The 25,136-nt window shown below is 52.0% G+C and carries 20 protein-coding genes; 1 reads left to right on the plus strand and 19 read right to left on the minus strand.

The genetic code is table 11. From position 1 onward, the window contains the following. Window positions 1-14: 14 nt before the first annotated feature. Window positions 15-1,313, minus strand: a complete 1,299-nt coding sequence (locus PS053_RS10155) for an anaerobic C4-dicarboxylate transporter (RefSeq protein WP_256921799.1) — start codon at window positions 1,311-1,313, stop codon at window positions 15-17. Window positions 1,314-1,379: 66 nt separating this feature from the next. Next, window positions 1,380-2,099: a cysteate racemase gene (gene cuyB / locus PS053_RS10160; protein WP_000677251.1), complete on the minus strand. Its 720-nt coding sequence runs from the start codon at window positions 2,097-2,099 to the stop codon at window positions 1,380-1,382. Between the two features lie 350 nt (window positions 2,100-2,449). On the opposite strand from cuyB, the gene hypT reads away from it, so the two are divergent. Further along, window positions 2,450-3,388 carry a hypochlorite stress DNA-binding transcriptional regulator HypT gene (hypT, locus tag PS053_RS10165; protein ID WP_054410315.1) on the plus strand — a complete coding sequence of 313 codons (939 nt, stop codon included), beginning with the start codon at window positions 2,450-2,452 and terminating at the stop codon, window positions 3,386-3,388. Window positions 3,389-3,474: 86 nt separating this feature from the next. Here the strand turns inward: hypT and yghD are convergent, their stop codons facing one another. The 17 genes from yghD to PS053_RS10250 form a co-directional block, all read right to left on the minus strand. Beyond that, window positions 3,475-4,011, minus strand: a complete 537-nt coding sequence (yghD, locus tag PS053_RS10170) for a GspM family type II secretion system protein YghD (RefSeq protein ID WP_125060477.1) — start codon at window positions 4,009-4,011, stop codon at window positions 3,475-3,477. 1 nt (window position 4,012) lies between these two features. Continuing rightward, entirely contained in the window at window positions 4,013-5,191 is a 1,179-nt protein-coding gene (gspL, locus tag PS053_RS10175) for a type II secretion system protein GspL (RefSeq protein ID WP_256878844.1), read from the minus strand. After that, window positions 5,188-6,165: a type II secretion system minor pseudopilin GspK gene (gene gspK, locus PS053_RS10180; RefSeq protein WP_000587246.1), complete on the minus strand. Its 978-nt coding sequence runs from the start codon at window positions 6,163-6,165 to the stop codon at window positions 5,188-5,190. The genes gspL and gspK overlap by 4 nt, the downstream gene beginning before the upstream one ends. Continuing rightward, window positions 6,162-6,767: a type II secretion system minor pseudopilin GspJ gene (gene gspJ, locus PS053_RS10185; protein WP_113640697.1), complete on the minus strand. Its 606-nt coding sequence runs from the start codon at window positions 6,765-6,767 to the stop codon at window positions 6,162-6,164. The genes gspK and gspJ overlap by 4 nt, the downstream gene beginning before the upstream one ends. Next, window positions 6,764-7,135 (minus strand): type II secretion system minor pseudopilin GspI, encoded by a 372-nt coding sequence (gene gspI / locus PS053_RS10190; protein ID WP_000820094.1) that lies wholly within the window; start codon window positions 7,133-7,135, stop codon window positions 6,764-6,766. Before gspI ends, gspJ begins: the two co-directional genes overlap by 4 nt. Further along, entirely contained in the window at window positions 7,132-7,695 is a 564-nt protein-coding gene (gspH, locus tag PS053_RS10195; RefSeq protein WP_025238377.1) for a type II secretion system minor pseudopilin GspH, read from the minus strand. The genes gspI and gspH overlap by 4 nt, the downstream gene beginning before the upstream one ends. Before the next feature lie 4 nt (window positions 7,696-7,699). Further along, window positions 7,700-8,155: a type II secretion system major pseudopilin GspG gene (gene gspG, locus PS053_RS10200; RefSeq protein ID WP_001087299.1), complete on the minus strand. Its 456-nt coding sequence runs from the start codon at window positions 8,153-8,155 to the stop codon at window positions 7,700-7,702. Between the two features lie 16 nt (window positions 8,156-8,171). Further along, window positions 8,172-9,395, minus strand: a complete 1,224-nt coding sequence (gspF, locus tag PS053_RS10205; RefSeq protein ID WP_001173480.1) for a type II secretion system inner membrane protein GspF — start codon at window positions 9,393-9,395, stop codon at window positions 8,172-8,174. Beyond that, window positions 9,395-10,888 carry a type II secretion system ATPase GspE gene (gene gspE, locus PS053_RS10210; RefSeq protein WP_000035513.1) on the minus strand — a complete coding sequence of 498 codons (1,494 nt, stop codon included), beginning with the start codon at window positions 10,886-10,888 and terminating at the stop codon, window positions 9,395-9,397. Before gspE ends, gspF begins: the two co-directional genes overlap by 1 nt. After that, the gene (gene gspD / locus PS053_RS10215; RefSeq protein ID WP_059241608.1) at window positions 10,888-12,948 is read right to left on the minus strand and encodes a type II secretion system secretin GspD; all 2,061 of its coding nucleotides are present in this window, start codon (window positions 12,946-12,948) and stop codon (window positions 10,888-10,890) included. The genes gspE and gspD overlap by 1 nt, the downstream gene beginning before the upstream one ends. Before the next feature lie 29 nt (window positions 12,949-12,977). Continuing rightward, window positions 12,978-13,937, minus strand: a complete 960-nt coding sequence (gspC, locus tag PS053_RS10220) for a type II secretion system protein GspC (protein WP_149477173.1) — start codon at window positions 13,935-13,937, stop codon at window positions 12,978-12,980. Between the two features lie 17 nt (window positions 13,938-13,954). After that, on the minus strand, window positions 13,955-14,365 hold the full coding sequence (gene gspS2 / locus PS053_RS10225; protein ID WP_024164873.1) for a type II secretion system pilot lipoprotein GspS-beta: 411 nt from the start codon (window positions 14,363-14,365) through the stop codon (window positions 13,955-13,957). Between the two features lie 65 nt (window positions 14,366-14,430). Continuing rightward, window positions 14,431-15,240, minus strand: coding sequence for a prepilin peptidase (locus PS053_RS10230; RefSeq protein WP_059218109.1), 810 nt, complete (start codon window positions 15,238-15,240; stop codon window positions 14,431-14,433). 197 nt (window positions 15,241-15,437) lie between these two features. Further along, window positions 15,438-19,997, minus strand: coding sequence for a lipoprotein metalloprotease SslE (sslE, locus tag PS053_RS10235; protein ID WP_256878843.1), 4,560 nt, complete (start codon window positions 19,995-19,997; stop codon window positions 15,438-15,440). Window positions 19,998-20,500: 503 nt separating this feature from the next. Then, window positions 20,501-22,183 (minus strand): glycolate permease GlcA, encoded by a 1,683-nt coding sequence (gene glcA / locus PS053_RS10240; RefSeq protein WP_256878842.1) that lies wholly within the window; start codon window positions 22,181-22,183, stop codon window positions 20,501-20,503. A 353-nt stretch (window positions 22,184-22,536) separates the two neighbouring features. Next, window positions 22,537-24,708, minus strand: coding sequence for a malate synthase G (glcB, locus tag PS053_RS10245; protein WP_256878841.1), 2,172 nt, complete (start codon window positions 24,706-24,708; stop codon window positions 22,537-22,539). A 21-nt stretch (window positions 24,709-24,729) separates the two neighbouring features. Continuing rightward, complete coding sequence (locus PS053_RS10250) at window positions 24,730-25,134, minus strand: GlcG family protein (RefSeq protein ID WP_001352944.1); 405 nt, start codon at window positions 25,132-25,134, stop codon at window positions 24,730-24,732. Between the last annotated feature and the right edge of the window lie 2 nt (window positions 25,135-25,136).

Genomic DNA, 25,136 nt, shown 5'->3' on the forward strand with positions numbered 1-25,136 from the left:
CTGGTATAAAACAGCTAAATAATCATCGGCGCAATCACGAAACCTAATGCCACTCCTGCAATAATTCCCCCCAATCCTGGCAACATGAATGGATGATTCAGCACATATTTGCCCACGCGAGTTGTGCCAGTAGTATCAAATTCCATGGCGGCCAGCGACGTTGGATATGTTGGCAGTACAAATACACCTGTGACAGCGACATAGGACGCCAGAATTGCCCAGGTGGGTACATCAAGCGCCACGGCAAGCGGGATAATTAACGGCGTGGTCGCGCCTTGCGAGTAGAGCAGAGCACAAGTGCCAAAAAGAACCAACGCCAACAACATCGGATACGCCTGCAAAATATCGCCAGCAATATCCTTAATCTCGGTTAAATGCGCATCAATAAACGTGGTGCCTAAGGTTACAATGCCGAGAATCACCGCCAGCGAGCTCATCCCCGCACGGAATGTGGAGGTGAGAATAATGGCATCGGTAGCCGTCTTGCACAGCGCCACCATCAGGCAGGCGGCAGAGAGCATACAGATAATAATAATATCGCGTGTTTCCATCGGTTTGCCGATATCAACCCCCGGACGCAGTTGAGGGAAAGCGGCAAGAATAACAATGGCGACCGTCGCCAGCAGGAACAATCCTACGGAAAGCGTCGCACCAGGTTTGATGCTGCTATTATTCTCGTATTTTTGCACCAGTCCTTTTTGCAGACGCTCAAGATAGACCTCGTCATCCTGCAACTCACATCCTTGTCGGGAAGCAATAAAAGCGGCGACCATCGCGGCGGCAAAAGAGGTAGGAAGACATACCGACATCACCTGAATAAAACTGACGCCGTTAACCTCCATAATAGTGAGCATAGCGGCCATTGCGGCGCTGATCGGCGAACCAGAAATCGCCACTTGCGAAGCAACGACCGAACCGGCGAGCGTACGGGAAGGACGAATACCTGACTCTTTCGCAACTTCAGCAATCACCGGCAGTGTGGAAAAAACAATAAATCCGGTACCGGCCATAATAGTCATTGACCAGGTAATAATCGGCGCGATGATGTTGATATATTTCGGGTTACGACGCATAAAATTACCGGCGACGCGTACCAGATAATCCATTCCGCCTGCGGCCTGTAATGCTGAAGCCGCCACAACAACGGTCATAATAATCAGGATCACGTCTACTGGCGGCGACCCCATAGGCAGACCAAATCCCAGAGTCAGGATAGCGAGCCCAAGCCCGCCACATAAACCAATACCGATCCCTCCCTGGCGAATACCAAAAAATATTGCGCCAAGTACTACGATAATTTCCAGCCAAACCATGATGTTCTCCGTTATAAATATAATTTTTTCTAAAAGTGAATGACTTTCTGGCTGCGATTAAAATGATTATTGGGTTAGAAGATGCTGTTTTCCGACACGATTTTCATACCATTTTATTCCGGCGCGAACGAGTGAAGCAGTTGAGTCAATATAATGAGAAGGCTGCTCTTTAACAGCTTGCGCCAGAATAACCGGAATTTCCGTACAACCAAGAACAAGAACTTCAGCGCCGCGGGAAAATAATATTTCAGCCTGCTCGCTCATCAACTGTTGTGCATGCGTCATATCGCCTGCTTTCAAAGAATAAATACTTTCCATTACTTTTTTCTGACTGTCTGCATCGGGGCGGATACAGGTAAGTCCCAGTGACTCAATTCCTTTTTGGTATAATCCCATATACAGCGTAGCATTGGTGGCTAACAGGCCAATGCGGGTTTTACCACAGTCGCGAACTTCATTGATCGTTGTCTCTACGATACTTAATATATCAATATGACAAGCATCTTTTAATTCTTTGAACCAGTAATGTGCGGTATTACAGGGAATAACAATACATTCCGCCCCGGCATCTTCCAGTTTATGCATATAGTCACGCATAACAGGTAACGGCGAGCGCCCATGATGCATTAATGCATCGGTACGGTCAGGAATATTCGGAATAGAAGAAATAATTAATGGAATATGTTCCTGATCACGTTGTGCGGCGGTAAACGTCACAAATTTATTAAACAGATCGACGGTAGCCGCCGGCCCCATTCCGCCGAGTACACCAATTAATCCTTTCACAAGATCTGCCTCTCAAAACGTTAATGGCAATGAGTAATGAATAACTACTGCTCTCTTTTTTAACAGCCAAAATAGACAATGAGAAATGCAAGGTTGTACAAGGTGATGCAAGACACGCATAGTGTAGCTATAGAGCACACAGTTCATTCGCCATGGTTATGACATTTTCTGGCTATCTAATGGAAAAAACTCGTTTTTTTGCTGAAGTGTGATATCAACGTCAATACCGGAAATGAAGGTGTTATGCACAAAACGAATGACAAAAGCCCAATTGTGCGACTTGAGAACATTATTTTTATTGCCAGGATGTTTTATTATGCCTCCAGGTTGAAAATACAGGTGCCATGATAATGAAAAATATCGAGACAAAATGGTTATACGATTTCCTGACGCTGGAAGCCTGTCGCCATTTTTCTCAGGCGGCAAAAGAGCGTAATCTTTCACAACCCGCATTCAGCCGACGAATTAAGGCGCTGGAAGCGGCGATCGGCGTTGCTTTATTCGATCGCACAACCACCCCTTTACAATTAACCGAAGAAGGCAGGCTCTTTCATTCCCAGACTCGCAGCTTATTACAGCAGCTTGAATGCAATTTGGGGGAGTTAAACGGCCAGAATTTACTCGGCGTACCCAACATTAAAATTGCCGCCGCGCACTCACTATCCCTGAGTGTATTACCCAAACTGGTGAATTCACTGACCGCCTATGGCGGAGAATTCGTCTATCATGTTGAAGCCATTGATGTTGTCCAGGCCGTAAATACGTTACGCGAAGGCAAGAGTGACTTTATTATTTCGTTTCGCGATGAAGATCTTATGCAATCGCCTTTTTGTTGCCTGAAACTGTTTGAATCTGAGTTGTACCCGGTATGTGCCGCCGATGTACAGGGGCAGCCAGTATTTGATATCACCCAGCCCCAGGTTCCTTTACTCAACTATACTGCCACTTCTTATATGGGCAGGCTGGTCAATCGCCATCTGGCAGAGGTTGGCGGTATTACCGGACGCACGATATTTATCTCTTCGATGAGCGAACTATTAAAAAATATGGCACTCAACGGATATGGTATTGCCTGGTTACCGATCTGGTCGATCATCGATGAACTGCAGACCAAACGTCTGATATGCCTTGATTCAGCTAAATTGACAGTCCCCATTCAGGCTTATATTTACCGTATGAACACCCGACTGAATAGAACCGCCGAAAATCTCTGGCGTATTTTGCAGGAACATATGCCGGGCGATTTAATTCAGCAGATATCAATGGAAAAACCAGCGCGCCGTTATTGATGGCGTGCTGAAAAAGATCAGCCCCGACGCCAGCCCTTATCCGGCTGGCGTTTCTTTCAGGAGAATAATGCTGTCGATTGAATATCCTACCCGCGCCCAAACTCCAGCCGCTGCACATTCACCATCCCTGGTTTTTCTCCGGCACTGACATCAATTTGTGTCACCCGCAACGCATATTTTTCATTCAACGTATTAAGCCAGTCCAGGAGATCATTAAATACCACAGGGCCTATCCAGACCTGAATATTCTCCCCGCGTTCGGCTATCCGCTTGATAACCACAGAATGTGCAGAAGCGCTGTCGCTGATGACTCGCGATATCTGTGCCGGCGTTGTCGTGCCGGATTTTCGTGCCGCAATAATATTCGGCGCGGCGCTCTGCAGCCGGGTATTCATCGCCGCCAGTTGTTGCAACGTTGTCTCCTGTTGCTCAATCCGTTCACTCAGCGGTTGCCAAATGAGGACGTAATATCCGACGCTAAACAGGAACACCATTGCTGCCAGCAACATCCCCTTTTCGCGCGGTGAACGCCCCGCCAGATGCTGTGACAGCCAGTGTTCGCCCCGACTTAACTGCCGCTCACGCCATTGCTGAAAATAGTGAATGTATTTATCGCGTAACATATTATTTCCTCCGCAGCGTTACGCCGCCTGAAACTGCATCACCCTCTTTTTGTAACGCGTCCTGTTGCACCACAAAATCTGCCGCCAGTGCGGTACGCAGTTTGTCGAAGCTGGCAAAATTCGCCGCCCGTAACTGGAGGTGAAGCGTCTGGCGTTTTTGATCAAAGGTGAAACCGCGCATCTCAATATCAGTAAGTGACGCTGATTTCAGAGTGCTGGCGATCGCAGACAGTTGACCGAGTAGATCAGCATCGTCGGTCTGCGGACGATATTTTTTCAGCGCCATCGTGATCTGCGAGCGTAAATTCACAATTCGCTTCTGTTCAGGGAACAGTTTTAAGAACTGCTTCTCTGCCTGAGTGCGGCTTTGCGCCACTTGTTCGCTGACGCTCCATAACGTCACGCCCCGCTCCACGGCTAACGCAACCAGAATCAGCAATATTGGCAGAACCATCACCCGCCAGCGCGCCCACTGTTTTCGGTAGCTGACGCGGGGCTGCCACGGCCCTGTCAGCAGGTTCCCTTCAGGTTCGCCACAGGGGGTTATAGCAGGTAGAGTCGTAACGGTCAGGCGTTCAGCGTCTGCGCCAGCCCATGCAGATAGCTCTTCCGGTGCAATGCCGACCACCGTCAGCGAAAGCGGTAAATCCTGCTCATTGAGCTGTGCGCGAAACATGACCGGGGCCAACGCCCATCCGGCGCTCCATCCCCGGCATTCATCGATTCGGCAGATAACCCGTTGCGCATCGCCAGCCATATAGCCACAGGGAATGGACATCCAGTCCGGTGCAACGGTAACGCGGGTGATGCCATTAGCCTGCAACCAATCTGCAATATTGCGCATATGTTGCTGGTGTATCACTGCCACGGTAGCCTGCTGTTGGTCAATTTTCAGCGGTGCAAAATGCAGCTCGTCGATATCCTGATTCAGCTCTTCTTCCAGTAAAGCAGGCAGAATCGTCTGTACCTGCTTGCGGGGAACATCAGGCAGTTCAACCTGCCAGACGCTTATCCATTCGCCGGGAATATAGAGTCGAATCGTGTCTGTTTGCAGCCATTGCTGGAGATATTCGTCGGCGACGTCAGGCCAGATGCCGTGCTCCGTATCGGCGGTACGGCGTTGCCAGCGAACAGGATCGGAGGCGCAAAGCGGAAAAAAAATCTCAAGTACAGAACTCACTCACTTTCTCCTGTCTGATGCCAGAGAACAGAAAAGTGTTGTGGGCCCATGCGGACAATTAACGAATTCATCGTCAGTTCAATCTCATTCACGGTGATATCTGAACGCAACCAGAAGTAATTGCTGTCCACGCTCAGGACGGTTTTTAGTTGTTTTTTTGTACGCTCATCGACATCAGCAAGGAGCGGCTGCGCAAGAAACTGATCGACATCCTCCCAGCCCTTCGCCGGACGTTGTTGCAATAACGTCCGCGCCTGAGTTGGGCTTAACCACGGGTCGAACAGTGCCTCAATAATGGCGCTTTGCGTGACGTCTAAGGTGTTGATGTTGATTTGCTGGCTGTCCATCGGCAGCGCACAGACCAACGGTTTCAGTTTTTGATAGAGTCCGGCGTCCATTCCCTGCACTACGCGCATTTCGCTGATATCGGCCAGCGGTTGATTGGCTGCGTAGAAAGGCACCGAGCGGGCGAGATATTCACTGTCTTCCCGGCCCAGACGTGTCTGCACGCTGCGGTCCTCATCAATAAACTCCCACAGACTTTCTGCTATCAGCTCGGCCCGATAAGCAGGAACATCGAGGCGCGTGATCAGGGCAATCAACTGTTGCACCGCGAGCGGACGTGAAGCCGTTGTCGAGCGGGCGAGAGCATTCAGGTTAAAACAGGCCTGGGCGTCGCGCAGAGTGACGGCAATTTGCCCCTGCGGCAGTGGAAAAAAACGAGGTCCGGCAGCCCACGGCTGCGCCAGGTGCACACGCTTTTCATTTTTCAGGCTCAGACTGAGCGCGCTCAGTGCCAGGCTTTCCGCACTGGCGCTGTACCACAATGCTTGTTGGTATTCCTGCTGACTGCGCGTTCTCCCCAGTTGCTGCTGCATCCGCCCGGAAAGCGTGATAGTCACCAGCATCATAACCGCCAGCAATACCAGCACCACGACCAGTGCCATTCCGCGTTTGGGGGGTGAGATAATCATGATAACTGCGGCCCGCGTAACAACCAGATGCGTTCAATCTCGCCCCATTGCGGCGAATGCAGGGTCATGCGCACCGCCACAGGGATCGCCTGCAGCGACGACCAGCTCTCCTGCCAGCGCGTGCCATCGTAGAACTGCAAATGGAGTGAATCTGCCGGAATCAATTTTTGCATTGTTGGCTTCACGCTGCCTGCGGCATCGGTCAGCGGCCAGGCTAACCGCTCCAGGTAGCCGTCATGAATGCGGTAACCGACGGAGATCAGATTACTGCGCGGCAGGCGCATCAACGGATTGACCACGCCACCGCGCACAAAACGCATTCCTTCACTCTCAGACGCCAGCACGCCAGCGCCCGCCAGCAACGCCGGTTCCCGCTGGCCCTGCTCGCCTCTTACCGGACGCGGCATCATTTGTGTCAAATCGTGGCTCAGAAAACTCATCGTTTGCTGCATGAGATTTAGTTTTTGATCGTGTTCCGAGACAGCACTGTTCACGCGTGTGACACCGTTTGTCACCTGCTGTGCCATTAATGCCAACGAGGCAAAAATCGCAATCGCAATCAGCATTTCCAGTAATGTGAAGCCAGAGCGAATCTTTCTCACTGCTGACCTCCTGTGGCGCTGAACCACGCGCGTCGTGACTGAATCACCGACGAAAAGTCTTCGCGACGGCTGACTTCAATATCCACCGCCTGAAGCAACGCATTGCCTGTATTCAGAGGAATGGTTCGCCAGTACCAGCGGCTACCCGCCATTTCGCTCTCGCCCTGATGCCTGACCGCCCGCTGCTCGCGAGTCATCAGGTAGAGCAGTGCGGTCTGGTTTTCAGCTACCCAGCCAGCCACCGTTTTTTCCTCAAGGACTTGCTGATTACTCAGCGCGCCGCTGGCTATCTGTAACACCGCCATGGCGGCCAGTGCAAAAATCGCCAGTGCGAGCATCACTTCCAGCAAGGTAAAACCACGCTTCATAGCGTCCTCTCATCACATTGATTGAGAGATAACGCGCCATCGTGCGCCAGTTTCACCGCCCAGCATTCACTTTGCTCAGCAGAGTAAAAGCGCAACGCAAACGGCGTGGCGGGCTCAAAAGGCGAGAAACGGATCTGCGGCGTTTTCTTTTTCGCCTCTTTTTGCAGCTCCAGCTCAATATCATGCAGCGTCAGGCGGCGACGTTGCAGCTCCAGCGCATATTCCTTCTGCCAGATATCACTCCCGGGTTGTAGCAGCATCTGCACCTGTTTCGGCACTGTGACCTGCGTCGGTAACCGGGCCGTGGAAACAGGCAGCCAGCGCCCCTGACGACGCTGCATAAACTGGTAGCCGGGCGGGTCGATTAGCACACCGAGTGTTTGCCCTTCGATCACCGCCTTATCCTTAAACTGTGCAAAACGGGCCAGAAAATCCTGCGCCGCTTTTTTCGCAGGTGGTTCAGAACGGGTCGCAAAAGTTTGCACCACGCCCGCACTGGCAAGGCCGATAAGGAAAATCACCAACATGATTTCCAGAAGAGTGAATCCGCGTCTGGGCACTGATTTACTGAAACTCCTGCAAATTCCAGTTACCGATATCTGCACCAGCGCCTTCCCCGTTTTCCTGGCCATCCGCCCCTAAGGTGTAAACATCAAACAGCCCTTTTTCACCCGGACTGAGATACTGATAATCGTTGCCCCACGGATCTTTTGGCAATCGCTTGATGTACCCACCAGTACGGTAATTGCGGGAATCCGCCATATTGCCCGGTTGCTGGATCAGCGCTTCCAGCCCCTGTTCGGTGGTCGGATAACGCCCATTATCCAGTCGGTACATATCCAGCGCGTTTTCCAGCGCCACAATATCGCTAATGGCTTTTTGCCGATCTGCTTTCTCTTTATTACCTAACAGATTAGGCACCACCAGACTTGCCAGAACGCCAAGAATAACAATCACCACCATCACTTCCAGCAGGGTAAAACCTGCCCGTGGTTTTTGCGTGCGGGATAACGAATTCATGTGATAACTCCGTAAATTACATTCCAACCATATTGTTCAGTTGCAGCATCGGCTCGAGAATAGCGATGACGATAAACAGCACCACGCCCGCCATCATCACCACCAGCGCCGGTTCAAACAGTCCTAACGCCAGCCCTACCTGGGTATCAAACTCCCGTTCCTGGTTGACTGCGGCCTGCTCAAGCATGGTTTCCAGTTCGCCGCTCTGCTCGCCGGAGGCGATCATGTACAGCATCATCGGCGGGAACAGGCGCAACTCCGTCAGTGCTGCACGCAGGCTGCTTCCTTCGCGGACGCGATCTGCCGCCAGCAGCAGTTGTTGCTCGACATAACGATTTGCCGACACGGCAGCGGCGGTCTGAATACCTTCCAGCAACGGAACGCTACTGGCGGTGAGGATGCTTAAGGTGCGGGAAAAGCGCGCCGTATTTAGCCCGCGAGCGACCCGCCCGATAACAGGCAGGCGCAGCAGGGTTTTATCCCAGCGCAGGCGCATAGCGGGATTTTTGAGTAGCCGTTGCCCCAGTACCAGAAGCCCCAGCAATCCCGCCAGCCAGTAAACGCCGCTGGTCTGTAAAGCGTCGCTCATGGCGATGAGCATTCGGGTGGAGGCAGGCAGCGCATGTCCGAGGTGATCAAACTGTTCGATGATTTTCGGCACCACTGCCGTCAGCAAAATAGTGACCACGCCCGTTGCCACCACCAGCAGTACCAGCGGGTAGAGCATCGCCTGCAACAGACGCGATTTCAGGCGTTGTCGCTGTTCGGTGTAATCCGCCAGGCGATTGAGCACCACATCGAGATGCCCGGATTTTTCTCCGGCTGCGACCATCGAACAAAACAGGGAGTCAAAGACGCGGGGATGTTCGCGCAGGCTGTCCGACAGGGTGTAACCTTCCTGAATCCGGCTGCGCAGCGCCATTCCGAGGCTTTTTACATGCAGTTTTTCACTTTGCTCACTGACCGCCTGTAAGCAGGTTTCCAGCGGCATTGCTGCCTGCACCAGCGTTGCCAGTTGGCGAGTGAACAGCGCCAGATCGGCCGCCGCCACGCGACGATGTGCGTGTCGCCGACGCTGCAACAATCCCCCTGTCGAAGCATTCATCCGGGCTTCAATGTGCACGGGAATGAGTTCTTTTCCACGTAACAACTGACGGGCGTGACGCGCGGAATCCGCCTCAATCATACCTTTGGTTTTGCGACCATTACGCTGTAGCGCCTGATAGTAAAACAGTGCCATTACGCCTCCATGGTTACCCGCAGAACTTCATCAAGAGAGGTCTCTCCGGCGAGTACTTTCTCAATGCCGTTACTGCGGATACCTGCGGAGTGTTGCCGGACATAACGTTCCAGCTCCAGTTCCCCGGCCTGACGGTGGATCAAATCACGCAATGTGGCATCCACCACAATCAGTTCATGGATGGCGGTACGCCCGCGAAAACCTTTGTGATTACAGGCGGGGCAGCCCTGCGGATGGTACAGCGTGACGGTATGCACGTTGCTAATTCCCATCAGACGTTTTTCTTCGTCAGTGGCAGGCCGGGCCTGGCGGCAGTCGTGGCACAGCGTTCGAACCAGTCGCTGCGCCATCACGCCCGTCAGGCTGGAAGAGAGCAGGAAAGGCTCGACGCCCATATCCTGCAAACGCGTGATCGCCCCCACCGCCGTGTTGGTATGCAGCGTGGAAAGTACCAGGTGCCCGGTAAGCGACGCCTGAACGGCGATTTCTGCAGTTTCGGTATCGCGGATTTCACCGACCATCACCACATCCGGGTCCTGACGCAAAATCGCGCGCAGGCCACGGGCAAAGGTCATGCCGACGCGGGTGTTGACCTGTGTCTGACCGATCCCTTCAATCATGTATTCGATAGGGTCTTCAACCGTGAGAATGTTGCGCGAGTGGTTGTTCAGCTCCTGCAATCCGGCGTACAGCGTGGTGCTTTTGCCGGAACCTGTCGGCCCCGTCACCAGAAAGATGCCGTGCGGTTTGTGCAGTAGCTGACGCAACTGCGCGGTCAGTTCGTGACTTAACCCCAGACGTTCCAGCGTCAGGCGAGCCTGGTTTTTGTCCAGCAGTCGCAGTACCACGCGCTCGCCCCAGGCGGAAGGCATGGTGGAGACACGCACGTCAATCGCCCGACCGCCCAGCAGCAGCGCAATACGACCATCCTGCGGCACGCGCTTTTCGGCGATATCCAGCCGCGCCATCACTTTGATACGCGATACCAGTAGCGAGGCCAGTTTGCGCCCTGGACGCAACATTTCATGCAACGTGCCGTCAACGCGAAAACGGATCACCAGACTCTTTTCAAACGTCTCGATGTGGATATCCGAAGCGCCTTCTTTAATCGCCTCTGCCAGCATGGCGTTGATCAGTTTGATGATCGGCGCATCGTCGTCGCTTTCCAGCAGATCCTCGGTTTCCGGCAGCTCCTCCGCGAGGGTAAAAAAGTCCTCGGCGGAGCCGATATCTTCCATCAACTGACGCGCCTCGGAAGAGTCCCGCTGCCAGACCGCATTCAGTCGCTGTTCAAATTCAGCCTCGTCGATTTGCCGTAGCGTAAAGGGTGCGCTCAGCCCCCGCTGCAGCTCCTGCAAAACAGAGAGCGACAGCGGATGAACGTGGAGGATCTCCAGCGACGCTTCGCACCATGCCACCAGGCTAAACCGACGGCTGAAACTGTAGGGCAGGCGCACGGCGTTAGCCGTGGTTTCCTGTGCTACAGGCGCCATTAACGCGTTCTCCCGGCATTAAGGAACGCGCGAACTTCCGGCGGTAAAGCCTGGTTTTGCGCAGGCAATACCGGCTGTGAAGTATGCGGCATCAGGCTTAACCCCTGCTCGTCGCGATAGATCTGCTCGGCACGCATATAGTTATATTTGCGCTGCGATACACCGTCTGCCGCCATACCGTCACGCAGAATGGTCGGGCGGATAAACACCATCAGGTTACGTTTTTCTTTTTTATCCGCCGTCGATTTAAACAGGTTGCCAATCAACGGGATATCGCCCAGCAACGGTACTTTCGCCACACTTTCTCCCGCCTGGTCGTCCATCAGACCGCCGAGCACGATCAGTTCGCCGTCGTTAGCCAGTACGGTGGTTTTCAGTTTGCGCTCGCCAAATACCACGTCGAGGCTGGTCTGTCCTTCCACCTTCGAGACTTCCTGTTCAATCACCATCTGTACCGCATTACCTTCGTTAATCTGCGGCGTGACTTTCAGCATGATGCCGACTTTTTTCCTCTCTACTGTATTGAAAGGATTGCTGTTATTGGAGCCAACGGTAGATCCGGTTAATACCGGAACGTCCTGGCCCACCATGAAGAAGGCTTCCTGGTTGTCCAGTGTGGTGATACTCGGCGTGGAGAGGACGTTAGAGCTGGAGTCATTTTTGACCGCCTGCACCAGCGCCATCCAGTCGCCTTTCACCACGCCAACCGCCGTACCGCTAAAGCCAGAAAGAAGCTGGGCGAGCGTGGAGAGGTCGCCGTTGGTCTCCGGGTTAATGGTGGTGGCGCCATTTTCACTGATCACCGTGGAACCTTTCTGCGGCTTCGCTTGAGAAATGGCTGCTCCCAGCGTACCGATAGGAATCTGCGTGCCGTTGGCAAACTGCATTAATCCAGCATCTTTCGATGCCCACTGCACGCCAAAGTTGATATTGCTGCCTTCGGCAACTTCCACGATCAACGCCTCGACATGTACCTGAGCACGGCGAATATCCAGTTGTTCAATCACGCTTTGCAGCGACTGCATGATGTCCTGCGGCGCGGTAACAATCAGGGCATTACTGTGTTTGCTGGCAGCGATGGAGACAACCTCACGCCCGCTACCCACCGTACCTTCCGCCTCTTCTTTAGCCGCCGTGAGCGTGCCGCTAACCTGCTTCAGCACATCGACCAGATCTTCCGCTTTGCTGTATTTGAGATAGAACACCTGGCTGTTGCCGCTACGCTCCATTTCTGAGTCCAGGCGACGGATCAAACGGCGCATTTTGTCTCGCGTGGCGGGATCGCCGCTGACAATCACGCTGTTGGTGCGTTCATCAGCAACAATTTGTGACTTCAGCGTTGCTGGCTGGTTCTCGCCACTGTTTTTGGTCAGGCTTTCCAGCACACGGGCAATTTCCGAAGCCGATGCGTTATCCAGTGGGATCACCTCTTCGGTACGGTTTCCCGCACGGTCCACACGCTGGATCACTTCCGTCAGCCGTTCCACGACAGAGGCGCGTCCGGTGAGCATAATCACGTTGGAGGGATCGTAATTGACGACGTTGCCGGATCCTGCGCTGTCGATCATCTGGCGCAGCATCGGCGCCAGGTCGCGTACCGACACATTACGTACCGGCACCACTTTGGTAACCATTTCATCGCCTGCATAGTTATCGTTGCCTTCACTCACTAACGGCAGCGGTTCAACCTTTGCGGCACTGGATTTCACTACCTTCAGCACGTCGTTCTCCATTGGTACGACGGCATATCCCTGCGCTTCCAGCAGGTTAAGGAATAGCTGGTAATACTGGCGTTCATTGAGCGGCGTCATGGTACGAATGCTCACCTTCCCCTGTACGCCCGGCCCCATAATGATGGTTTTATTGAGGTTAGCGCCGACGGTTTCAATGAACGATTTCAGGTCAGTATCTTTAAAATTAGCGGTAAAGGTGTGCTCTTCCGCCCAGGCCGGTGAACTACATAATGCCGCAGCCAGCATCAGCGGCAGTAAACGCTTTTTTGTTTTGAAGGCAGTTGTCTTTTTACGCCAGACCGACAACGTAATATCACGCCAAAACACGATGAATGATTCTCCTGGATTAAATGCAATTAGCGCAGCGCAATGGAAATGTCGTAGCGCGCACCCTTTCGCAAAACCGTAAGTTGAATTGAATCCATTGAAGGTAACTGCCGCATCAGAGCAATCATTGCTCGTGGATCAGTGAAATCCTGCTGATTTAGCGCAATGGCGATATCGCCTTCCTTGAAACCGCTGGCATCGAACAGAGAACGATCTGCCCCCGGCTTCACTGCATAACCGACAATCCCCTCCTTACGCACGGGCGTAAGTTGGATATAGTTGAAAATTTTCTGCGGATCTTTCGCCAGTGCCTGACGCACGGCAGCCGGGATCTCCACTGGCGCGCTGACAGTAGACTCAACAACAGCTTGCTTTACTTCGTCACTGGCGGCTTTTTTGTTGGTCACGGCTACGGCGGAACGCTCCTCCTCAGCCAGACTCAAACGTTCCATTTTCCCCTGATAACGCAGCATCACATGGTCGCGATTGATTTCCTCAATCACCGCGTTGTGAGAGTCAAGCCGTTCGCCCTGCAAATAAAGCTGTTGTTTGCCGCCCTCTTCAATCACCGCACCAGGTCTGGCGCCAAAAGCGATACCTCGCAGCACCACATTAAGGCGCGTTTCTGCCACAGGCGCAGGTTCAGGTTGTTTTACCGGCGCGACAACGGGCTGATATTTGCCAAACCAGTTTTGCTGGCTGATTAATTGCGCATCGTTTTTATCAAACGGTTTTGCCTCCGAACGGGGCGTTTTATTCCCGGATGAAGAAACCGTCGTATATTCCGCAGAAAAGACGATGTAGCGCCAGAGTGAGTGCGCCATTTTCGCAGAAATAATAAGCAGCATCAGCCAGAACATCCCGCGCGCTATTTTCCGCAGATGTTCTTTATCTGTATTAAGAGATTGTCCCTGGCTAAGAACGTGACGAATTTTTGTCAGCCATTGATTGAGATAAATCCGTGCATCACGAAAAACAACCCGCGCCAATTTATATCTACCCGACGTTATGCTTTGACTATTCCACAGGTGGTGCGATCCAGCTTCCGCTGGTACTGGTTGCCTGTGCGTGTATCTTTAATCGTTATGCTGTAATTAATCCCTTCGGCAATCATCAATTTCACCGTTGGGTCAGCGCACATTTGTCGTTGATAGCTGGTTAAAAAGGCGTCAGGCGTTTGCGTAGTCTGGGCACCCGCTTCGCTGATAATGGTCATTTTTACCGTTGCGCCGCTACTTTGCGCCAGCACTAAGGTATATCCCGCAGATTTAATGGGCAGGTTTTGACTGATATTTTGCGCCTGTTTTTTCGCCAGCAAACTGGCGTTTTCATTATGGCTGGCGCAGCCACTTAATAATCCAGTAACGCTCAACAATAGCGATATTAATACCCTCCCTGGCATCTGTTTTATTGACATGGTAAATAATCTCTAATGTTATTAATTAAAATAAAAATGTCACTTCGATAATTACATGTTTGTCATTAAAGCAATGCCTGTAGATAAAGTGTTGCTATACCGCCCAGACTTAAACATGGCCCAAAAGGCAGCGTGGTTGATCCTTTTTTTGTAATAACGGCATATATCAGGCCGCAACATGAAGCGATTAACGCAACATGGGGCAGCGACAACGCGCCCACCCAACCGCCTAAAGCAGCGAAGAGTAATACATCGCCCATGCCTAATGCTTCTTTACGCAGAATTATTCCGGCCAACCAGCGCAGGGAATAAAACGTTGCGAATCCCACCAGTACGCCGGTAACCGCGTCCTGTAGCGTTAACGGACTCTGCTGAGCCCATGCCGCAATCAGTCCCGTCCACAATACGCCCTGAGTAAAGACATCAGGCAACCATTGGTGACTGAGATCGATGATGCTCGCGGCAATCAGCCAGGCGGATAATATCATCACCGCCAGCGCCCATCCACTCTCCGGCCAGACCAGACTTGCCAGCAAAAAAGCGAGTGCCGTCAATAATTCCACCAGCGGATAACGCTTGCTGATTTTTGCCTGACAGTCACGGCAGCGCCCTTTGAGCATCAGCCAGGAAAGCAGCGGAATGTTGTCACGTATCCGAATGGCCTGCTGACAATGCGGGCAGTGCGAGCGCGGCAACGCCAGGCTCATTTTCGGCTGTACGTTCTGCGTTTCCCCCTGAAACTCCGCCATTTGTTGGCGAATCATGATGGGGTAGCGCCAGATCACCACATTCAAAAAACTGCCGATGATCAATCCTCCGACAGTTGCCAGTATGGGCATCGCTGCGGGGTATTGCTGAAAAACATCAAAATACATGGTTAAAGGTTATGTGTTGTAGCTTGCCGGATGCGGCGTGAAACGCCTTATCCGGCCTACGGGTGTCTGCCAACGCAAATAATCGCGGCTTTCCCTGTCTGTAGGCCCGATAAGCTGGCGCATCGGGCAAGTGTGTTAACCCGGTGCGCCTTATTTCATGCCGGATGCGGCGTAAACGCCTTATCCGGCCTACAGGCTTACTCGGCTGACATCGCGTGCTCGGTAACCTTGTTAATGGTTTCCGGCCCGTTTTCCGGTTTCGGCAGCTTAAGCGCCGCCAGCGTAGCGTAAGCCGACGAGCTCACCCCGCCCTGGAAACTCATCTCCGTTGCTCCCGGCAGCTGATAAGCACTTGCACCCGGATTCCATTTCTTAAAGAACTCCGAAAGGTCCGCCCGGGCAACCCAGGAGGCACACAGCATCAGCGTGTCGGCAGCGTTACCGTTTGATTCGGCACAGTAGTTCTTACCGCCGAACTTGTCATTGCCAACCTCATCGCCACGTGCTTTACGGTGCATCAACTGGAACAGGTTCCAGCCTTTCATCCCTTCACGCTCGCTGTAGAACGCTGGCAGAGTTGTACCTTCTGGATACCACTTCCTGATATCAAAGTTTTTCTCTGCCCACTCCTTCAACTGTGCGTACATCAGCAGACGGTCACCCGCACCGCCGCGCGCCCATGCCTGACCTTTGCTCTCCTCCAGATATTCCGGCGCGACGGTAATATCGTCAGCGACACGGTTCATCTTGCCGAGATAGCGATCCTGCATGTACAGCGCCAGCACGTTGTTCGCCACTTCGGTCGCGCCTGGAACAGTCAACGGCGTTTCTGCGGCGTTATGACCAACTTCGTGCCAGATCAACCAGTCGTTCAGCGGCGTCGTCGGCAGCGTGGTGCTGTTCGGCGAGAAGCTGCTGTTCATCACCGGATAACCCGAGTGCGCATCCCCGATGGAGATCTGCACATCGTTGGTGAAACGATGTTTGTGACCCGGCAAGTTTTTATAGGTAAACATCCGGTGGTTACCGCTTTCGTCATTACGACCGTAGAAATCATTCATCGAGCTGGCAAAGGTATCCAGTTCATCGGCGAACTGTTTTACACCTTCAGCATAATTGCTGGCCTTCAGGTTATTCTTCGGCGTGGTATAGACGAACGACGCAGACTCCAGTTCGCCCAACGGCGCCGGGGAACTCAACTCATGCTTCCACTGACCATCTTTATAGAACGGTGCTTTTACTACACCGGTAAAGGTGAATTCAGCTGATTGCACCTCTTTGCTGTCGCCCTTGATATAAATCAGACCACCGTAAGGCACCTTAAACTTCACCGTACCATTAGCCGCCAGAGTATACGTTTTAGTCACTCTTGGCGGACGGTTCAGAGCAACTTCATGCTTCTCACGTCCGGTCAGGTCGTCAGCCAGCGCCACGGTAACGGTCACAGGAACTTTTGCTGTGGACTGAATGCTGACGTCCTGCTGAGCCGGAGCCCACAGACCAGTAGACTGCATGTTACCCGCAAACCATTTGGTCGGATTCGAGTACAGGCTGATGGTTTCCGTAACGGTTTCACCACTCGCAGACACATCCCCCGGATACTTAGCAACATCAACCTTAATGTTCAGATCCCACCAGGAACGGCCCAGCATCAGGCGCGTCAGCGGTTTTTCCATATAGTTGAGCGGATAGCTCGGGTTCATCATGCCTGCTTTATTACCGCTCTTTTCGCCGTAGATCATGTTGTTATCGACCAGCGATTTCTTCAGATCCGCGGAGCACAGCGTGCCTTTGGTATAAGCATCATTGGCGTAGCAGTTCAGGAACTCGGTGAAGGTTTTAAAGCCCAGCTCATCTTCCTTACCTTCCTCATAACGATAGCTCGTATCGTTCCACAGCCAGACCGACATGTTCTGGTACAGACGTTCCAGATCGACGCTGTTCAGACGCTCGCCTTTACGACCATTGGTACGGAAATAGAGCTCATGCTGATACAGACGCTGAATGTTGGTGCCTAAATCCGCAGCCTGCACCATCGCTTTCGCGGTGTCGGCGTTAAGACTCAGTTGCGTATACTGTGGAACATACATGCCACCTGTAACCGGAACCTTCGTGCCAGGACGGTATTCCAGACAGTTAATCTCGTAATGGTAAGTCGGGTCGGTACACTCTTTCAGTCCCGGGAACGCTGCAAAGATCTTATCTTTTGCGGCTTTCAGAGACTCATCAGTTGTATGTTTAGCCACATCAATAAAAGCGTATTGAGTTACCTGTTTACCATCAACCTCTTCTTGCCAGCTAGCAACTTCCAGTGTTGGTTTCTTATCTGGTTTATTTTCAACCTGATATTTCCAGACAACTTCTTTGGTATCAGGATCGATGGTATACGGTAGCTCCCCTTCTACAGCAGGATAACGCTCATAGACCCACATACCTTTTTCATTCAACTGACGAACACGGCTCGGATACCCCTGCGGATCGTTATTCACCACCGACTTGTTCAGTGCCATTGACAGACCCGCAGCATCCAGCAGACGCACAAAGCCAGACGCGCTCTCTTCCTTAAGATTGCTCATCACGTTTTCCATGATCAGCACAGAACCGCCTTTGTTCATATAGGCGATAAGATCGGTCACATCCTGCTGAGTCAGTTTCGGCTTGCTGGTGTCTGCACGCAGGGGGATCGCATAAGGATCATTCCCCACCTGAGTGACATACTCAAAGCCATTAAGGATCAGCAATGGAACCTCTTCCGGATTCAGATCGCCATAGCTGCTCAAATGCTTAACAGAGATACCGGCAAAATCCGGGTGGAAGCCAAACGCAGCACTGCTCCCGGTGACCTGACCATGACGTTTGAAATAAACGTTTTCCAGGTTCGTACCCACGGTCATTGTGCTCTTTGTATTCGGCTGCCAGATGTCGTTTGACAGGTAGCGCAGTACGTTCTGCATGAAGTGCTTCATGTCATCTGAATCACCGCTGAGCGTACACTCACCTTTATTATTAACACCACCGTTCCAGCTATAACCGTTCGGGCAGCGCAGGATGCTGTTATAGTGCGGGTTACCGATAACCATCAGTTTGCCCTCGCCGACTTGCCCCAGCGAAATAAACGGCAGGTTGAAGGTCGCGGTATCACGCGTAACGTTTTCCGGTCGCACAATAGAAGGCGCTTCCGTAATGTACGCCAGCTCATTTTTATCCCAGGCGCGTTTTTCGCCGAAAGCCAGCCAGTAGTTTTTATCATTACGCGCCATCAGAATCGGGAATGCCGCGTTGGAGATATTCACCACCGCCTGACCACGTGCGTTGCCGGTGCTGCCATAGAAGTTGGTGGAGTCATGGAAGACGTGGAACTTGCTGACAGACTGGTAGTTCGTATCCACGCCCCACAGCTTGTTGATAACGCTCTGAATCTGACCGTCATTGACATTGCGCGTCGTCAGAGAGAACCAACGAGCGGAGTTGCAGTTGTTGGTTTTACCGCAAATCGCGGTATCGATCTCCTTAGCCTGGCCCGTTTTAAACTGTTCGATGAATTCGTTTGGCAACGTAACGGGTTTATCGCCTTCGTTCAACGTCTCACCATTGGATAACGAGAGATTGATAATCTCGTTGATCACGTTGGGATACTCGGCAAAAACTTTGCGCACAACATCCGGGAGTTCACGATCGCCGTTTTTCCCCGCCTGGGAATAACGATGAATCAGTTGATCGATATTCGCCCCGCGAACTTCGTCGCCCAGCTCAGTCAAGGCAATGGTCGACTTATTACCGCGTACTGAGCCCAGTTCAAAGGTATCGATGCCGAAGGAGACGGTTTCGCCCCAGCTAAAGGAGAATTTACCGTTTTCGCCCGTTACACCACGGCCTGAATTGGTGTAGTAGTCAACGCCAGCAACACCGTTCCCCAGGCTATCCACCAGTCGGCCTTCGGAAAGAATGATTTCAGTGGGTTGATACTGATAAAACTGTTCCGCATTCGCCGACACGAAAGAAGCGTTCAGATCCGGTTTAGTGCCCGGCGTCGTGGCTGGCACGACCGGAGACGTATGGGTAGACGGCGCTTTATCAGTGGCGGCATTGTTTTCCACCTCTTCATTCACCAGCTTGCTGAAGTCGTCCGGTGTCAGTTCTATTTGCTTATACAGTTTTTCAAAACGCGCGCGATCAACCACTGACGGGAAGGTCAGACAAAGTTGCTCTGCATCTGCCGGGCAACTGTCGCTGGAAGTCACCAGAGAGATAGCGTTGGCTTTCTTGTTGTCTGACCCCGCCAGTTCTTGCGCATCTTCCAGGCTAAATGACACTTTTTCAACCGAACGCAGGCTACGCGCCGTTTCTGACTGGGTGTCAAATGTCGCGATTGTCGTCCCGCCTACCACGCAAGTGATGGTGTTACCAGGCGTAAAGGTAAAGCCGTCGCTGGTTTCACCATTACAGGTAGCCCCCGTTACCCGCTGGCTTCCGCCCAACGTCAGATAGCCCGTTTTCGTGGGAACAGGCTCTGGTTCCGGTGTTGGCTCCGGTTCTGGAGTGGGATCCGGCGTAGGTTCAGGTTCTGGCGTCGGATCAGGCGTCGGCTCCGGGTTTGGCGTGGGATCGGGTTTCACCTCTGGCAGAGAACCGGTCCCAGAATCAACAGGTGGCGTATCGGAGGATGATCCCGAACCACCACCATCACAACCGGTTAACAAGGTTGCGCTTAAAATAGCCGCTAATAGCGATTTCTTATATTTAAATTTCTTATTCATTAATAACGCAAGTGACCAAATAGAGTTAAAGATTTCGTAACCTGGGAAATAGTTTTATGTTTTTACTTTCTCTTGAAACAGAACCTCCTCTATTCATAAAACTGCATTATTGATAACGACATGATAAATAAAAGCATCAGGATAACCCCGCAGCGATGTAGAACGGGTTATTTGCGCAAAGATGCAATACTCGAAAAAACAACAATTATTCAGAAGGTAATTATCCCAAATTGTTGATATTTTTATCGATAAAGACTGCAAAATCAACAGATAACATGGTGTTTGCTCATTACGTAAGCACTCTTTGCACGCACTTGTTTTGCATTATGAAAAAATAATACGTGTTCTCACTCCCGGAATTATTTAGCATGTTATCTAAACAAGAAATATTGTTTATCAATAGATAATAAAGAACGAAATGATTTTGCAGTTATTCAAACAGAATAACGAAGTAAGAGTGGAAAGAAGCCGAATGATATTGACAACCATCCGGCTTTATCGACTTACGAAACTAACATTCCGGTAAATACATATGCCTGTAACAGGGTGATAATGCCGATAACACTGGCAAAGATCAGACTGTGCTTTACGGTATAGCGGAACAGCTCAGATTCTCTGCCCACCATCCCCGTTGCAGCACAAGCCACGGCGATAGATTGCGGGGAGATCATCTTACCCGTCACACCACCGCTGGTGTTTGCTGCCACCAGCAGAGTGTCTGAGACATTGATTTGCTGCGCCGTGGTTGATTGCAGTGAACCAAACAGAGCGTTCGAGGATGTGTCCGAGCCGGTAAGGAATACCCCCAGCCAGCCGAGGAATGGCGAAAAGAACGGAAACATCGTACCAGTTCCTGCCAGTACCAGCGCCAGCGTGGTAGACATACCGGAATAGTTAGTCACAAAAGCAAATGCCAGCACCATGCCAATCGATAATATCGGCCACTTCAGGCTAATTAGCGTTTCTGCGAAGACAGCAATGCCTTTTTTGATCCCCACGCCGAGAATGAAGATAGAGATAATCGCCGCGATAAATATAGCAGTGCCGCCAGCGGAGAGTGGATCGAATTTAAATACCGCATCCATTGGCGTCGACTGGGCGACAATGGGCGCTGCTTTCATTACCTGGTGATGCAAATGGGGGATCTGGAAATTAATCACCAGCGAATAAAGTGCACCGCCCGGAGCAAATAACGCTTTAAACGGTTTCATGGTCCAGATGGTGACCAGTACCGTTAAGATTAAAAACGGTGACCATGCGCGAATGATTTGTCCGACGCGATATTCCGAAGGTACCGGGCCGCCAGAAGATGGCTTATTCACCACCATCGCACCAGCGGATTGCCCCATGCTGATAGCCGTTTCAGTATTTTTTGGCCGCCACACTTTAAGGAATAAAGAGAGTGAGACGATACTCACCAGCGCCGAAGTAATATCCGGCAGCTCCGGGCCAATGTAGTTAGAAGTAAAGAATTGGGTTACAGCGAAACTTCCCCCCGCCACCAGCGCGGCCGGCCATGTCTCTTTCACACCTTTCCAGCCGTCCATCATCGCCACCAGCCAGAACGGCACCAGCACCGACAGGAACGGCAACTGGCGTCCCGCCATTGCGCCAATGTGGAAGGGATCGATACCAGTGACCTGCCCGGCAACCAGAATCGGCACGCCCAACGCACCAAACGCCACCGGCGCGGTGTTGGCTATCAGGCACAGCCCCGCCGCGTATAACGGTTTGAAGCCCAGTCCCACCAACAGTGCGCCAGTAATCGCCACCGGCGCGCCAAAGCCCGCGGCTCCTTCTAACAACGCGCCAAAGGAGAAACCAATCAGCAACACCTGCAAACGCTGATCGTCGGTAATCGAGATAACCGAGCTGCGGATAATATCAAACTGACCGCTGGCAACGGTTAATTTATAGAGGAATACCGCCGCCACTATAATCCAGGCGATGGGCCATAAACCGTAAATAAAACCATATCCCGCAGCAGCAAATGCCATATCAATCGGCATTTTAAAGGCGAATATCGCAATCAGGATAGATAATATGAGGGTTATTGCTCCGGCGACATGGCCTTTCAGACGTAATACAGCGAGTGCCACAAAGAAAAATATTATTGGAATTAAGGCGACCAGAGCGGATAGCCCCAGTCCTCCCATCGGCATATACATTTGAGTCCAGGTAACCATATTGTTCAGTCTCTTATTATCTTTATATGCTTGATATACTTAAGGTTGTAATAAGCAAAAGAGGACTGAACTGTAAAGTATAGGCGTTATACTTTACAGCAACAGCACGCCGCTAACGCAATTGCTACCTCTGGCATAACAAGTATATCGGGTAAGGGGTTCTGTTCCGCACACACAGGCGCAGAGTATCGTTAAGATGTCCATCTTATTATTTTAATCCCGCTAGTGATGCGCTGCGGGTATTTAATATTGTTAAACCCTGATCATCGCTCCGGTTATTTCCGGGATAAATGCACTACCGCAGTAACTATAATAGCCCCGGCAGTAAAACTTGCCGGGGCTTTTTGACGCTATTAATGACTTTCTTTTTCGCGTAAACGCCAGGCATGTAATAACGGTTCGGTATAACCGTTTGGCTGTTTCACGCCGAGGAAGATTAAATCGCTGGCGGCCTTAAAGGCACACGAGTGAGCGAAATTCCCCGCCATCGGACGATAAGCCGGATCGCCAGCATTTTGCTGATCGACCACTTTCGCCATATTCTCCAGCGACGCCTGCACCTGTTCTTTGGTCAAAATGCCGTGGCGTAACCAGTTGGCGATATGCTGGCTGGAGATGCGCAGTGTTGCGCGGTCTTCCATCAGCGCTACGTTGTGAATATCCGGCACTTTTGAACAACCAATCCCCTGCTCGACCCAACGCACTACGTAACCCAGAATTCCCTGCACGTTGTTATCCAGTTCTTGTTGGATCTCTTCCACTGACCAGTTAGCATTTTCCGCTACCGGAATAGTCAGCAGATCGTCCAGCAGCGGCTCAAATTCGGCATTAAACCCGGTCTGGGCAATGTTAGCTTGCACGCTCTGTACGTTGGTTTGGTGGTAATGCAGCGCATGGAGCGTCGCGGCGGTTGGCGACGGAACCCATGCAGTGTTCGCCCCGGCGCGAAGTTGATCACCTTTCTGGCGGTACATGTCAGCCATCAGATCCGGCATTGCCCACATTCCTTTACCGATCTGCGCTTTGCCGCGCAGTCCGCAAAACAGACCAGACAGTACGTTGTTGCGCTCGTAGGCTTTGATCCACGGTGTCGATTTCATCTGGTTTTTACGCAGCATCGGGCCCGCTTCCATTGCCGAATGCATCTCATCGCCGGTACGATCAAGGAAACCAGTGTTAATAAATGCCACACGATGGCGCGCCTGAGCGATGCAACTGCGTAAATTCAGCGAGGTTCGGCGTTCTTCATCCATAATGCCCATTTTCAGGGTATTCGGCGCCATGCCGAGCATTGCCTCAATGCGGGTAAACAGTTTGTTGGCAAACGCCACTTCCTGCGGACCGTGCATTTTCGGTTTCACAATGTAGACACTGCCGGTGCGTGAGTTTTTCTGTACTTTTAAATCGTAGAGGGCAATCGCGCCAGTCATTACGCCATCAAGAATGCCTTCCGGGATTTCATTACCTTCGCTATCCCAAATCACGGGAATAGTCATCAAATGACCCACGTTACGGATAAACAACAGCGAGCGTCCGTGCAGAGAGATTTCAGAACCATCGGCGGCAGTGTATTGACGATCTGCATTCAGCTTACGCACGATTTGCCGACCGTTTTTCTCCATTTTCTCTTGCAGAGTGCCCTGCATCAGGCCCAGCAGGTTGCGGTACAGCAGGATTTTATCTTCCGCATCAACCGCCGCGACCGAGTCTTCACAGTCGAGAATGGTACTGATAGCCGCTTCGACGATAACATCGTTGATGTGCGCCGGATCGTCTTTGCCAATTCGCCCGTTGGCATCAATTTGCAGCTCGATATGCAGGCCGTTATTTTTCAGCAAAATGCAGCTCGGCGCAGTGACGTCGCCACGGTAACCAACAAACTGCACCGGAGTACGTAACGTGGTTTCCGTGCCATTTTTTAACCGGATACGTAATTGTTTATCGACCACTTTGAACGAGAGCACATCCTGATAACTGCCGTTTTCCAGTGGTAATGATTCATCAAGAAAGCGACGGACCCAGGCGATAACCTGCTCGCCGCGCTGCGGATCGTAGCCGCTGACCATCGCCCCTTCCTGTGGGATAATGTCGCTGCCGTAAAGCGCGTCGTACAATGACCCCCAGCGAGCGTTCGCTGCGTTCAGCGCGTAGCGCGCGTTCATTGCCGGAACCACCAGTTGCGGGCCGGCCTGGCAGGTGATTTCGCTGTCAATACCGGTAGTTTCTACCATGACGTGATCCGGTTGCGGCACCAGGTAACCCAGTTCCCGCAGGAAGGATTTATAGGCCGCTTTGTCTTTTACCGGCCCCGGATTGCTGCGATGCCATTCGTCCAGCGCCGCCTGAATGCGATCGCGTTCTGCCAATAGCTGACGATTCTCTGGCGCCAGATCGTGAACGATCTCATCAAAATTGCGCCAGAATGCCGCAGCATCCAGTTCCACGCCCGGTAACACTTCTTCATCGACAAAACGTTTAAAGTCGGCGTCAATGCGTAAACGGCCCTGGGTTATGGTTTGACTCATTGTTTATCTCCTCGTTTTCGCTTATTTCGCCAACACCGCTGCCGCTGCTTTCGCGACCTGCGCATCTTGTGCTCCGGTTAAACCAGAAACGCCCACCGCACCAATAATTTGCCCATCAACAATAACCGGAACGCCACCTTCCAGCGACGTCAGTAACGGCGCGGTCACAAACGCGGTACGCCCATTATTTACCATCTCTTCATAGCCCTTAGTTTCGCGACGCCCCAGCGCGGCAGTACGCGCTTTCTCCTGGGAGATGTAGGCCGCTATCGGCGCGCAATCATCCATGCGACTTAACGCCAGCAGATGACCGCCGTCATCGGCAACAGCAATGGAAACAGACCAGTTATTTTTCTGCGCTTCTTCCTGACCTGCGGCAATAATTGCGCTCGCCATTTGCTGGCTAAGAATGACTTTAGTTTTCATTT

Source organism: Escherichia albertii (assembly GCF_028622335.1).
Classification (GTDB): Bacteria; Pseudomonadota; Gammaproteobacteria; order Enterobacterales; family Enterobacteriaceae; genus Escherichia; species Escherichia albertii.

Excerpts from the sequence above, each read along its gene's own strand:
- glcB (WP_256878841.1), bottom strand. The coding sequence starts at position 24,708 with ATGAGTCAAACCATAACCCAGGGCCGTTTACGCATTGACGCCGACTTT.
- PS053_RS10155 (WP_256921799.1), bottom strand. The coding sequence starts at position 1,313 with ATGGTTTGGCTGGAAATTATCGTAGTACTTGGCGCAATATTTTTTGGT.
- gspI (WP_000820094.1), bottom strand. The coding sequence starts at position 7,135 with ATGAAGCGTGGTTTTACCTTGCTGGAAGTGATGCTCGCACTGGCGATT.
- PS053_RS10230 (WP_059218109.1), bottom strand. The coding sequence starts at position 15,240 with ATGTATTTTGATGTTTTTCAGCAATACCCCGCAGCGATGCCCATACTG.
- glcA (WP_256878842.1), bottom strand. The coding sequence starts at position 22,183 with ATGGTTACCTGGACTCAAATGTATATGCCGATGGGAGGACTGGGGCTA.
- yghD (WP_125060477.1), bottom strand. The coding sequence starts at position 4,011 with ATGTTACGCGATAAATACATTCACTATTTTCAGCAATGGCGTGAGCGG.
- hypT (WP_054410315.1), top strand. The coding sequence starts at position 2,450 with ATGAAAAATATCGAGACAAAATGGTTATACGATTTCCTGACGCTGGAA.
- gspE (WP_000035513.1), bottom strand. The coding sequence starts at position 10,888 with ATGGCGCCTGTAGCACAGGAAACCACGGCTAACGCCGTGCGCCTGCCC.
- gspK (WP_000587246.1), bottom strand. The coding sequence starts at position 6,165 with ATGATTATCTCACCCCCCAAACGCGGAATGGCACTGGTCGTGGTGCTG.
- gspS2 (WP_024164873.1), bottom strand. The coding sequence starts at position 14,365 with ATGTCAATAAAACAGATGCCAGGGAGGGTATTAATATCGCTATTGTTG.
- sslE (WP_256878843.1), bottom strand. The coding sequence starts at position 19,997 with ATGAATAAGAAATTTAAATATAAGAAATCGCTATTAGCGGCTATTTTA.
- gspG (WP_001087299.1), bottom strand. The coding sequence starts at position 8,155 with ATGAATTCGTTATCCCGCACGCAAAAACCACGGGCAGGTTTTACCCTG.
- PS053_RS10250 (WP_001352944.1), bottom strand. The coding sequence starts at position 25,134 with ATGAAAACTAAAGTCATTCTTAGCCAGCAAATGGCGAGCGCAATTATT.
- gspF (WP_001173480.1), bottom strand. The coding sequence starts at position 9,395 with ATGGCACTGTTTTACTATCAGGCGCTACAGCGTAATGGTCGCAAAACC.